The organism is Pseudomonas sp. FW305-20, assembly GCF_058788075.1.
Map to the genome: position 1 here is coordinate 256706 of NZ_JBYTAJ010000002.1, position 12850 is coordinate 269555.

Consider the following 12850-nt stretch of genomic DNA (forward strand, 5'->3'; position numbering starts at 1 on the left):
ATTAGATAAGCAGCACCAATGGCGATGGGTTTATTCCCCATCGCCATTTTTTTTCGTCCCGCCATCGGCTCCGGGCTTGCCGCCGAACATGCCGAACAGGTTCTGGGTGTTCAGGTACAGCGCCTTTGACTGGTCGACATATTGGCGCATCAGGTCCTGCATCACCGGCGCCTGCTGGTGCATGAAGTCGCTCCAGGCCTCGGACGACTGTGCGCCGGTCTGGGACTGGATGTCGATCACGGTTTGAATGCTCTTGTCCAGATAGCTGCCGAGTACGCCCTGGTAAGGGCCGTAGAACTGGATAATCCCCATCAGCATTTCGGTAGTGAAGATTGGCTCACCGCCGCTTTCAGCTTCCAGGATCACTTGCAGCAGGATGCTGCGGGTCAGGTCCTCGCCGCTCTTGGCATCGACCACCTGAAAGGCAACTTTGTCGACCACCAACTGGCGTATGTCCGCCAGCGTCAAATGACTGCTGGTGTGGGTGTCATACAGTCGGCGATTGGGGTACTTCTTGATCAGGCGGGGGGTGGTGTCAGTCATGCGGGGCGTCTCGCGGCGGGCCTGGTTTGCCGGCATCTTAACCTACTCTGGCCCCTGCCGCGGATTAGCGGGTACCGATCGTTCCCACTCCGCGTGGGAATGCATCAATGGACGCTCTGCGTCCGCTGTAGGGACGCGGAGCGTCCCGGGCTGCATTCCCACGCAGAGCGTGGGAACGATCGGGGGAGGAGGGCTTGCTTACCAGATCGGCAAGGTGTAGCTGACGATCAACCGGTTTTCATCCAGGTCGCTGCCGAAGTGGGTCGAGCGCACCGTCGCGTTGCGCCACTTCACCCCGACATTCTTCAACGGCCCGCTCTGCACCACATAGCCAATGTCGGTATCACGTTCCCATTCCTTGCCTTCCGGGCGATTGCCGCCCAGATCGATGTTGTCACCGGTGAGGTAACGGGTCATGAAGGTCAGGCCCGGAATGCCGATGGCCGCAAAGTTGTAGTCGTAGCGCGCCTGCCAGGACTGTTCGTCCTTGCTGGCGAAGTCGCCGATCTGCACGAAGTTCACCAAAAACGCATCGGTGCCGTTGACGTAGGCGTAGCCGGTGTCGCCGCTCATGCCTTGATAACCCAGGCCCACCGCATGCCCGCCGAGGTTGTAGGTGAACATCGCGCCAATCGCATTGTTATCGACATTGCTGCCGCCATCGTCCGTGGAGCGGGCGAAGCGCAGATCGGTCTTCAGCGACTGGCCGGTGGTGACTGGCAAGACGTAGGTCAGGTTGACCAGGTGCTGGCTGTAGAAGTTGTCGAGGTGGCCATAGCTGTAGCCGGTGGCGAGGTTGCTGGTCCATTTGTAGTTCAGGCTGGCGAAATCGAAGCTGTCGCTGTCGAGATGACGCGTGGTGATGCCCTTGGCGCCGGTACGGGTGATGCCCATGTCCTCGTAGTCCGAGGAGTCGCGCTGATTGACTTGCGTCAGGCGCCCGGCATCCACGGTCAGGCCTTCGAGTTCCAGCGACGTCAGCTGACCGCCCTTGAAGGTTTGTGGCAACAGCCGTGAATCGTTGGCCAGTACCGTCGGCAGTTTCGGCAGCAGCGTGCCGAGTTTCAGTGTGCTTTTTGAGGCGCGCACTTTGGCGGTCAGGCCCAGTTCGCCGTACTCGTCCTGCGCCCCTTTGCTCGTGTCACGGTGGCGTTTAAGCAGGCCGGAGCCTGCGCGATCAGGGCTGGAATCGAGCTTGACGCCGAGCAGGCCGATGGCATCGAAGCCGACACCGATCAACCCGTCGGTGTATCCCGATTCGTAGCGCAGCAGGAACCCCTGGGCCCATTCCTCTTGTTTGGATTGGGCGGCGTTGTCCTGGCGATAGTCACGGTTGAAATAGAAGTTGCGCAGCTCAAGGCTGGCCTTGCTGTCTTTGACAAAGTCAGCGGCGGCGGGGGCCGAGAGGCTGATGACGCCGCCGGCCAGCAACAGTCGGGTAGCGAGGGTGCGGGTGTTGCGGTCCATGGTGAAGCCCCTTTGTTTTTATTATGGAAAGACAGGTCCCGCGGCCCTCGCCAGGTGGGCGAGGGCTTATCGATAAAAAAACGCGAACGCCAAAAAGAGAGGAGCGTGACGCCGCGTGCGGTTCAATCGTTAGAACTGTTCGGCGCTCAGGCCAAACAACGAGGCACTGCCCGCGCGGATGGATTGCTCCAGGCTCAAAATGCGCGGTAGCAGGCGGTGGATATAGAAGTCGGCGGTGGCGATTTTCGCGCCATAAAACCCTTGGTCTTCGGGCAGCTTTTGCTTGGCAACCTGTGCCATGCGTGCCCAAAGCCAGGCGTAGGCGACGTAACCGAACAGGTGCAAATACTCCACCGACGCGGCGCCGACTTCGTTGCGATTGGTCGCGGCCCGATCCTGCAGCCAGTCGCTCAGGTCTTCCAGACGCTGCACGGCATCGAACAGTTGAGTGCAGTAGGGCGCGTCAGGCTGATGGGCGAAATGACGGATCTCAGCGGTGAACTGGCGCAGCGCGAAGCCCTTGTCGGCGAGCACCTTGCGTCCGAGCAAGTCCAGGGCCTGAATGCCGTTGGTGCCTTCGTAGATCTGCGCGATGCGCACGTCGCGGACCAATTGTTCCTGGCCCCATTCGCGGATGTAGCCATGACCGCCGAACACCTGCTGGCCGTTGATGCAGCTTTCCAGGCCGGTGTCGGTGAAGAACGCCTTGGCCACCGGCGTCAGCAGCGCAACCAGGTTTTGCGCGTTGTCCCGTTCCTGGACGTCATCGGAAAACTTCGCCAGATCAAGTTGCTGGCCGACATAGCTGGCGAACGCACGGCCGCCCTCGGTCATGGCTTTCATGCTCAGCAGCATGCGGCGCACGTCGGGGTGGACGATGATCGGGTCAGCCACTTTGTCCGGAGCAATGGCACCGGTCGGCGCGCGACTCTGAACCCGCTCACGGGCATAGGCGACGGCGCTCTGATAGGACGCTTCGGCGCAGCCAATGCCCTGAATGCCAATAGACAGGCGTTCGTAATTCATCATGGTGAACATCGCTGCCAAACCTTTGTTGGCTTCGCCGACCAGCCAACCGCTGGCGCCGTCGAAGTTCATCACGCAGGTGGCCGAGGCCTTGATGCCCATCTTGTGTTCGATCGAACCGCAACTCACAGCGTTGGCTGCACCGAGGGAACCGTCGGCATTGACCAGCACTTTGGGCACGACGAACAGTGAGATGCCTTTCGGCCCCGCGGGTGCGTCCGGCAGTTTGGCCAGCACCAGATGCACAATGTTTTCGGTCAGGTCCTGATCGCCACCGGTGATGAAGATCTTGCTGCCGGTGATGCTGAAGCTGCCGTCGGCTTGAGGTTCGGCGCGGGTGCGGATAATCCCCAGGTCGGTGCCGGCGTGGGCTTCGGTCAGGCACATGGAGCCGGCCCAGCGGCCCTCGTACATCGGCGGCAAGTAAAGGTTTTTCAGGGTGTCGCTGGCGTGAGCATCCAGCGCCAGGCAGGCACCGGAACTCAACGCCGAATACAGCGCGAAGCTGGAGTTGGCGCCGTAGAGCATTTCTTCGAACTGCACCGCGAGCATCTTCGGCATGCCCATGCCGCCAAAATCAGCGTTACCGGAAAGACCCACCCAGCCGCCTTCGATGTAGGTGGCATAAGCCTGTTTGAAACCGATTGGCGTGCTGACCTGGCCATCGACCCACTGGGCGCCTTCCTCGTCGCCGCTGCGATTCAATGGCGCAATCAGGTGCGAGGTGACTTTGGCCGCCTCCTCAAGAATGGCGTCAGCGGTGGCGGCGTCGACACTGTCGGCCAGGGCCGGCAAGCGTGCCCACAGGGCCGGGGCGTCGAACACTTCGTGCAAGACAAAGCGCATGTCGCGCAGCGGGGCGTTGAATTCGGGCATAACGTGAACCTCAAAAGGTTGTGCGATGGGCACGGCGCCGCTTTAGCAGGCCGTGCCCTTTCAATCAATGAGCGGAAGCGCTGGCGGCACCGAGGCCGGTCTGGGCGCGAACGAACTGGTCGGCGTAAGCGTCACGCTCCTTGTCGGCCCGCACGCTGCGGTCGAGTTTCGACACCACGACGATCACGAAGAACGCCAGCGGCATGGAGAACAGTGCCGGGTGGTCATACGGGAAGATCGCGTGAGCATGGCCGAGCACGGTGACCCAGACCGCTGGCGAAAGGATCACCAGCACCAGCGCGCAGATCAGGCCGGCGAAACCGCCGATGATTGCACCTTTGGTGGTCAGGCCTTTCCAGTACATGGCCATGATCAACACCGGGAAGTTGGTCGATGCGGCGATACCGAAGGTCAGGCCCACCAGGAACGCGACGTTCATCTTCTCGAACAGAATGCCCAGCAGAATCGCGATGATGCCCAGGCCGACAGTGGCCATGCGGGTCACGCGCATTTCCTGTTTCTGGCTGGCTTTGCCTTTCTTGAACACCGTGGCGTAGAGATCGTGGGAAATCGCCGAAGCACCGGCCAGGGCCAGCCCGGAGACCACCGCCAGAATGGTGGCGAAGGCTACGGCCGAGAGGAACCCGAAGAACAGGTTGCCACCGACCGCTTTGGCCAGGTGCATCGCAACCATGTTGCCGCCGCCAATCAAGGCGCCGCCGACTTCACCATTGACGTAGTACTGCGGGTCAGTACCGATGATCACCATCGCGGCAAAGCCCAGGGTGCAGACAACGAGGAAGAAGAAACCGATGAAGCCCGTGGCGTAGAACACCGACTTACGCGCTTCCTTGGCGTTAGGCACGGTGAAGAAGCGCATCAGGATGTGCGGCAGACCGGCAATCCCGAACACCAGGCCCAGCGACATCGAAGCGGTGTTGATCGGGTCGGCGAGCATTGAGCCGGGGCCCATGATGTTCCAGCCGCTGGCATGGGCTTCGACGGCTTTGCTGGCCAGGGTTTCGTAGCTGAAGCCGAATTGCGACATGGCCATCAACGCCAGGGTCGTACCGCCGGCAAGCAGCAACACAGCCTTGATGATCTGTACCCACGTGGTGGCGATCATGCCGCCGAAAATGACATACACCAACATCAGCGCGCCGACGATCACCACCGCAACCGGGTAGTCGAGGCCGAACAGCAATTTGATCAACTGACCGGCACCGACCATCTGCACGATCAGGTAGCAGCACACCACCGTCAACGAACCAAACGCGGCGAAGATCCGCACTTTGTTCTGGTCCAGTCGATAGGACACGATGTCGGCAAAGGTGTAGCGCCCCAGGTTGCGCAAGCGCTCGGCCATCAGGAAGGTGATGATCGGCCAGCCGACGAAGAAACCGATGGTATAGATGAAGCCGTCGTAGCCCTTGGCAAATACCAGGCTGGACAGCCCCAGCAGCGTGGCCGCAGACATGTAGTCGCCCGCAATCGCCAGACCGTTCTGGAACCCGGTGATGCCACCACCCGCCGTGTAGAAGTCCGACGTTGATTTGGTTTGCCGCGCGGCCCACCAGGTGATGGCCAGCGTGCCCAGCACGAAGACGAAGAACATGCCGATCGCATGCAGGTTGAGCGGTTGTTTTTCCACCGCACCCAGCGCGGGTGCAGCCAGCACGACGGAGGCCGGCAACAGCCCGGCAGCGGCGAGGAGAAGTTTACGTAGCAGGTTCATTACTTGCTCTCCTCGAGAATGGCCGCGCCCAGTGCGTCGAAGCGGGTGTTGGCGCTGTAGACGTACCAACCGGTCAGTAGCCAGGAAAAAATGATGATCGCCGCGCCAACCGGCATGCCCAGGGTCAACATCCGATGTTCGGCGAGCGGTGCATGCAGCCACTGCGGGGCAAACGCCACCACCAGCATGAACGCATAGTAAATGCCCAGCACCGCAGCACTCAGCGACCAGGCCAGGCGCGAACGGCTGTTCACCAATTGAAGGAATTTCGGGTTGGACCGAATGCGTTCACAGCGTTGGGTATCGGTTGAATGGATGTCGATCATGGGTGGCTCCACATTGTTTTTGTTATCAGTGTGTAAGGGGCAGGGCAGCGCCGAATTCGGCGTGCACGAGCCCGAAACGGCAGGTAAAGGCACCTGCCGCTTGACGGGTACAACGTTGGTTCGGGTTAGAGCGCTTTAGCCCTGTCGCGCAGAACGTACTTCTGGATCTTGCCAGTTGAGGTCTTCGGCAACAGGGTGAAAACCACCGTGCGCGGGACTTTGAAACCGGCCAGATGCTCGCGGCAGAAACTGATGATGTCGGCCTCGCGAACGTCCTGGTGATCAGCCTTCAATGTGATAAAGGCGCAGGGCGTTTCACCCCACTTCTCATCAGGGCGGGCGACGACGGCCGCTTCCATGACGGCTGGATGGCGATAGAGCACACCTTCCAGTTCGATGGTGGAAATGTTCTCGCCGCCGGAAATGATGATGTCCTTGAGTCGGTCCTTGATTTCGACGTAACCGTTGGGATGACACACCGCCAGGTCGCCGGTGTGGAACCAGCCGCCCTCGAACGCTTCGGCCGTGGCGGTCGGGTTCTTCAGGTAGCCCTTCATCACGGTGTTGCCGCGCATGAAGATCTCACCGATGGTCTGACCGTCTCGCGGGGTCGGCTCCAGCGTCTTCGAGTCGCCGACCATCACGCCTTCGAGCGTCGGGTAGCGCACGCCCTGACGGGATTTGATTTGCGCCCGTTCGTCCAGAGGCAACTCGTCCCACTCGGCATGCCAGGCGCAGAGCGTCACCGGACCGTAGGTTTCGGTCAGGCCATAGACGTGGGTGACCTTGATGCCCATTTCTTCCACGGCGCCGATCACTTTGGCCGGCGGTGCGGCACCGGCGACCATGGCGTTGACCGGGTGATCGATCGCCGCTTTCGCCGATTCCGGCATGTTGACCAAGGCATTGAGCACGATCGGCGCGGCGCACAGGTGGGTGACCTGATGCTCGCGGATCAGCGTGAGGATTTTCTGTGGATCGACGCGGCGCAGGAACACATGCACACCGGCCATGGCGGTGATGATCCACGGGTAGCACCAACCATTGCAATGGAACATCGGCAGGGTCCAGAGGTAGACCGGGTGGTTGCCCATGGCCCAGGTCATCTGGTTGCCCAGCGAGTTCAGGTATGCACCGCGATGGTGGTAAACCACACCTTTGGGGTTGCCGGTGGTGCCTGAGGTGTAGTTCAGCGAGATGGCTTGCCATTCATCATCGGGCCACTGCCAGGCGAAAGCAGGGTCGCCTTCGGCCAATAGCGCTTCATAGTCCAGATCACTGACCGCCTGGCCTTCGCCGTATTCCGGATCATTGACATCGATCACCAGCGGCGGGTGATCCAGCATGCCGATCGCCGCGTGGATCACATCATGGAACTCGCGGTCGGTAATCAGCACCTTGGCTTCGCCATGTTGCAGCATGAAGGCGATGGCTTCGGCATCCAGGCGCACGTTGAGCGGGTTGAGCACCGCACCGATCATCGGCACGCCGAAGTGCACTTCCAGCATCTCGGGAATGTTGGGCAGCATCACCGCCACGGTGTCGTTCTTGCCGATGCCGCGCCCGGCCAGAGCCGACGCCAGGCGACGGCAGCGGGTGTAGGTCTGCGCCCAGGTGCGGCGGATAGAGCCATGGATGACGGCGGGGTAGTCTGGATAAACGCTGGCGGTGCGCTCGATGAAGCTGAGCGGAGACAAGGCAATATGATTGACAGCCGCAGGGCCTAGCCCTTGTTCATAGATCGACATGTACGGGTACTCGGTGGCTGATTGTTAGCTCTATAGGTGACCCTTGCAGCGTCGCCGCTGGGGGCACCTTTTATGTCCGGTTTGCTTTATATAACATTCAGCCACCTATATGGAAGTACAACCTACGTCATATAGGATATGTACTATATTTGATTCTTGCGGATCTAAATCAATACAGCCACACCGCCAAGGCCGGTATATCCTTGGCTTCCCCAACGAAGCGGACCTGTGATGACCCTGACCCCCGTTCGATTGCACAGCTGGTTGCGCCTGCAGCGCGAGGGTGTGTCTCTGGCCGCCCGGGCCGATGCGTTGTGCCGTGCGCTGCAGGATTGCCCCGAGGTGCGCCGGGCGGTTTATCTGAGTTGGCAAGCCAATGCGCGGATTTACAGCCACGAGGGCGCCGCCCAGCATTTTCCACCGGGGCTGGGCGACCCTTCGCTGGCCAGCGATCAGCGGTTGTTTGATCGGCTGGCCGAAGCGGGGCGGCTGGATCTGGCGCAAGTACGTCAACTCGATTGCTGGTTGGCCGGGCGATTGCGCCGGGCCGCTATCAGCCATGGCCAGGTGTTTGATCTGGCGTTACAACCGGGGCAGCCGGGGCTGTTGCTGGTGGAAGTGTGCGAAGGCGTAAGTCTTGATTGGCTGGGTTGGGTGCAGGACTTGCTGACGACCTTGCTGAGCAGCGTCAACGGCATGCTGCGCGGCTCGCCGCTGTTGGGCCACGACCCGCAACCGAGCCTGTTGCTCGATGCCCAGGGCCGACCGCTGGAGTTCAATGCCGCGCTGTTGGCACTGCTCGCCGAAAAACCGTTGACTGATGTGCTGGGTTTTCTGCCAGTCAATCACCGGGTGCTGGTCCGTGCCTGCCTGGACCAGCAGCGCGCCATCGAAGGGGTCGAAGCCCAATTGGACGCGCAGATCCTGATCTGGACGTTTATCCCCGACCCTCAGGACAACCGCGTGCTTGCCCGTTGCCGCGATGCCACGGCACAAGTATTGGCCGAGCGTGAAGCGGCCACGGCACGCCGGTTGTACCGGCTGATCATCGAAAACACCACCGACCTGATTTCCAGGCATACACCCGACGGGCGCTTTCTGGATGCCTCGCCCGCGTCCTGGACATTGCTCGGCTACTGGCCGGAGGAGTTGCGAGGGCAAATGGCCCAGGGTTTGTTCCATGGTCAGGACCTGGCCAGCCTGGTGCAACGCGCGCGCGATGCCCTGGAGCAGGACGGTTATCACACGATGACCTATCGCATTCGCCATCGCGACGGGCATTACCTGTGGTTCGAAACCGCGAGCCGGGCGATTCGTGAAACCTACACCGGGACGGTGGTTGAAGTGGTCAGCGTCTCCCGGGACATTACCGCCCGGGTGCAAGCCGAGGAGAACAAGCGACGCCTGGCGGAGGTGGTCGAGGCCAACACCGATCCGGTGTTGTTCATCGACCCCGAGGGGCAAGTCACTTACCTCAATCCCGCGGCGCGGCGCATCCTCGGGATCGACGAGCAACAACCGATGCCGGCCCTGGCGGAACTGTTCGCCAGCAGCGACCTGGCACGTCTGCAACGTGATGGCTGGAGCAGCGCCGAACGCGACGGTGTCTGGAGCACCGATGCGCGATTGCAGCCACCGGGGGGCGGCACTTCGGTGCCGGTGTCGCTGGTGCTGCTGGCGCACCGTTCGGCCGGTGGCGAGCGCTATTACTCGTTGGTGGCGCGGGACATGACCGAGCGTGAACTGCGTGAAGTGCAACAGCGCCGCCATCAGGATGAACTGGCGCACACCGCGCGGTTGGTCACCCTGGGTGAATTGGCCTCGGGCATCGCACACGAAATCAACCAGCCGTTGGCGGCGGTGGTCAATTACGCCAATGCCAGTCAGCGCTATTTGCAGACGCTGGACTCCAATCCCCAGGCCGCCGCCCGAGTGGCGCAAGGGCTGGAGCGCATTACCCATCACGCCACGCATGCTTCAGAAGTGATCAGACGTTTGCGCGCGTTTCTGCGCAAGGGACAACGCCGGATGCAAGCCCTGAATTTCACCGACGTCGCCCGCGAGGCCGTGCGCTTGTGTGCCTGGGAGGCGAGCAATTGCCAAGTGACAATCGAGGACCGCCTGCCGGATAATCTGCCGCCGATTTATGCCGACCGGGTGCTGCTGGAGCAGGTCCTGCTTAATCTCCTGCGAAACGCCATCGACGCCAACCGCGAACGACATCCGGGGCAGCCTTCGCTGATCGTGATGGCAGCGGAGCAGGGCGCTGGTGCAACCGTGGAAATCAGTGTGCAAGACCAGGGCCCGGGTGTCAGCGAGCCGGAACTGGAGCAGATATTTACCCCGTTCTATACCAGCAAGGCCGATGGCCTGGGGCTTGGCTTGTCCATGAGCCGCAGCATCATCGAAGGTTTCGGTGGCGAATTGCAGGCCCGACGCCAACCTGTCGGGCTGCTGATGTGCTGCCGCTTGCCGCTGGCCGGCCCAACAAAACAACAACAGGAATAACGTAATGGCAGGTGTGACAGAGCACGTGGTGTATGTCGTCGACGACGATCAAGGCATGCTCGACTCAACGGTCTGGTTATTGGAATCGGTCGGACTCAAGGCCTTGCCGTTTACCAGCGGCGTGGCGTTTCTCAATGCCTGTGATGCCAGTCTTGATGCCTGCGTGCTGCTCGATGTTCGCATGCCCGGCATGGGCGGTTTGAACGTGCAGGAAGAAATGCGCGCACGTGAGCTGAACCTGCCGATCATTTTCGTCAGCGGGCACGCAGATGTACCGATCGTGGTTCGCGCCTTCAAGGCGGGCGCCCATGACTTCATCGAGAAGCCCTACAACGAACAATTGCTGCTGGACAGCGTGCAACAGGCGCTCAGCAACTGCGCGGCAAACCGCTCGGGCAATCAGGGCCAAGAAGCCTTGCAGGCGCGCTTGCTGACACTGACCCCACGGGAGCGCGATGTCTTGCTGCCGCTGGTGCAGGGTTACACCACCCGCGAAATCGCTGAACAACTGGGTGTCAGCGCCAAGACCGTCGATCTGTATCGTTCGCGGGTGATGAAACGCATGCAGGCCAATACCTTGCCGGACCTGGTGGGCATGGCCATCGCCGCTGAACTGGTCGATCCGCTGAAGCTGCGGTGATTGCTCACGCTTTCCATTTGGCGTCTATGCTGGGCTTACCGATCCCATCCCTCTGCAGCGATCTGCAAGGAGGCAGCAATGGTGCCCACATCCAGTTCCGAGAAGGCGTTCACCCGCAGTTTGCTCGATGTTTTGATCCGCGCCGGGCTGATTGCCGTACTGGTGCTGTTCTGCTTTGAGATCTTCAGCCCGTTTCGCGACCTCATGCTGTGGTCGGTGATTCTGGCGATCACTCTTTATCCATTGCAAGAGCGGCTCAAGGGGCCGCTGGGGCAGAAAGACGGCCGTATTGCGACCCTGATTGTGCTGGTCGCAATCGTAGTGCTGATGGTACCGATCTATCTGTTGGTCACCTCGATTGCCGACTCGGTCGAGCACGCCATGACCATCATCAGGGACGGCAAATTCCATATTCCGCCACCCGCCGATTCAGTTGCTGAATGGCCTTTAGTGGGCAAGTCGATCTCGGCAGTATGGCTGCAGGCCTCTACCGATCTTCCCGACCTGACAGCGAAGTACCTGCCGCAGATAAAACATTTCAGTGTGGGTTTCCTCGCCAAACTGGCCGGCGTCGGCATGGGCTTTCTTACCTTTATCTTTGCCCTGATCATTGCCGGCATTTTCATGGCCTACGGCGAGAGCGGCAGGCGCAGTGCGATACAGATCGCTTCCCGCGTCAGCGATCCGGGCAAGGGGCCGAAAATCGCCGAACTGTGTACCGCGACGATTCGTGCAGTCGCGCTGGGCGTGGTCGGCATCGCCTTCATCCAGATGCTGTTGGTGGGCATCGGATTCGTGCTCAAGGGGGTTCCCGGTGCCGGTCTGCTGGCCTTGGCGGTGCTGCTGCTCGGCATCATGCAATTACCTGCAACCTTGATTACGCTGCCGGTGATTGCCTATGTGTTCGCCACCGAGGGGGCCAGTACGGTGACCATCATCTTCGCCATCTATGTGTTCATTGCCGGTCTGGTGGATAACGTACTCAAGCCCTTGCTGCTGGGGCGCGGCGTCGATGTGCCAATGCCGGTGGTGCTGATCGGTGCCTTGGGGGGCATGGTCACGAGCGGTATCCTCGGCTTGTTCATTGGCCCGGTAGTGCTTGCGGTCGGCTATCAGTTGTTCTGGCAATGGGTAGAGGATCAGCCGCCGAACAGACCGGACGTCCCGCCGACGTTATGACTGCCCGGGCTTGCGCTAGCATGAAAGATATTCAGGCCATTCGCCCTGACGAGCAGGGCTGCCATCATGACGACACAGAGTCATCAACTGCTGGACCAGGTGCTGATCGCCCATGGTGGTCTGGAACGCTGGAGCCACTTCAGTAAAGTTCGCGCCACCCTCGTGACTGGCGGCTCGCTATGGGGCATGAAAGGGCTGACGCAGGACAACACGCCCCGGCAGATGACCGTTTGGCTGCATGAACAGCGCGCTTCGGTGATGCCATTCGGTGGGCCTGATCAACGGACCGCCTACACGCCGGACCGCATCGCCATCGAAACCACCGAGGGCAAGGTGATTGCCGAGCGACCAGCGCCCCGGGAATCCTTTCGCGGACACGGGCAAACATCCCCTTGGGATCCACTTCAGCGGGCGTACTTCAACGGTTACGCGCTCTGGTCCTACCTGACCATGCCGTTCCTGTTCACCTTGCCGGGTGTCCTGGCCGAGGAAGTCGAACCCTGGCAAGAGGGAACACAGCGCTGGCGACGATTACAGGTGACCTTTCCCGAGAACATCACCACCCACTGCGCGGTGCAGGATTTCTACTTCGGCGAAGACTTCCTGCTTCGTCGACATGACTACAACGTTGACGTGAGTGGTGGCCTGCCTGCCGCGCAGTATGTCCATGACTACGTTGAAGCAGACGGGCTGCGCATGCCCGGCAAACGGCGAGCCTATCGGCGCGGAGCAGACGGGCAGCCAGACAAGGACGTCTTGTTGGTGGCTATCGACCTCAGCGACATCAGCTACGCCTAGAGAG

General features: G+C 60.9%; 10 protein-coding genes. 4 read left to right on the top strand and 6 right to left on the bottom strand.

Going from position 1 to position 12850, the window contains the following annotated elements:
* Positions 1-30 precede the first annotated feature (30 nt).
* From phaR to AC3WP4_RS03115, 6 genes are all read right to left on the bottom strand, one after another.
* Complete coding sequence (gene phaR / locus AC3WP4_RS03090) at positions 31-579, bottom strand: polyhydroxyalkanoate synthesis repressor PhaR (protein WP_102614684.1); 549 nt, start codon at positions 577-579, stop codon at positions 31-33.
* Between the two features lie 162 nt (positions 580-741).
* Positions 742-2010 (bottom strand): OprD family porin, encoded by a 1269-nt coding sequence (locus tag AC3WP4_RS03095; RefSeq protein WP_207250617.1) that lies wholly within the window; start codon positions 2008-2010, stop codon positions 742-744.
* 129 nt (positions 2011-2139) lie between these two features.
* Entirely contained in the window at positions 2140-3912 is a 1773-nt protein-coding gene (locus AC3WP4_RS03100; protein ID WP_102616631.1) for an acyl-CoA dehydrogenase C-terminal domain-containing protein, read from the bottom strand.
* A gap of 64 nt (positions 3913-3976) precedes the next feature.
* Positions 3977-5647 (bottom strand): cation acetate symporter, encoded by a 1671-nt coding sequence (locus AC3WP4_RS03105; RefSeq protein WP_102616630.1) that lies wholly within the window; start codon positions 5645-5647, stop codon positions 3977-3979.
* Positions 5647-5973, bottom strand: a complete 327-nt coding sequence (locus AC3WP4_RS03110) for a DUF485 domain-containing protein (RefSeq protein ID WP_074876610.1) — start codon at positions 5971-5973, stop codon at positions 5647-5649. Before AC3WP4_RS03110 ends, AC3WP4_RS03105 begins: the two co-directional genes overlap by 1 nt.
* 125 nt (positions 5974-6098) lie before the next feature.
* Positions 6099-7721: an acyl-CoA synthetase gene (locus tag AC3WP4_RS03115; RefSeq protein WP_102616629.1), complete on the bottom strand. Its 1623-nt coding sequence runs from the start codon at positions 7719-7721 to the stop codon at positions 6099-6101.
* A gap of 231 nt (positions 7722-7952) precedes the next feature.
* Here AC3WP4_RS03115 and AC3WP4_RS03120 point away from each other — a divergent pair, with 231 nt between their 5' ends.
* The 4 genes from AC3WP4_RS03120 to AC3WP4_RS03135 all read left to right on the top strand — a co-directional run bounded on the left by AC3WP4_RS03120 (position 7953) and on the right by AC3WP4_RS03135 (position 12846).
* Positions 7953-10229 (top strand): PAS domain-containing sensor histidine kinase, encoded by a 2277-nt coding sequence (locus tag AC3WP4_RS03120; protein ID WP_074876614.1) that lies wholly within the window; start codon positions 7953-7955, stop codon positions 10227-10229.
* A 4-nt stretch (positions 10230-10233) separates the two neighbouring features.
* On the top strand, positions 10234-10869 hold the full coding sequence (locus AC3WP4_RS03125; protein WP_076031116.1) for a response regulator transcription factor: 636 nt from the start codon (positions 10234-10236) through the stop codon (positions 10867-10869).
* Between the two features lie 78 nt (positions 10870-10947).
* Entirely contained in the window at positions 10948-12048 is a 1101-nt protein-coding gene (locus tag AC3WP4_RS03130; RefSeq protein ID WP_102616628.1) for an AI-2E family transporter, read from the top strand.
* A gap of 66 nt (positions 12049-12114) precedes the next feature.
* Entirely contained in the window at positions 12115-12846 is a 732-nt protein-coding gene (locus tag AC3WP4_RS03135) for a hypothetical protein (protein WP_102616627.1), read from the top strand.
* Positions 12847-12850 lie beyond the last annotated feature (4 nt).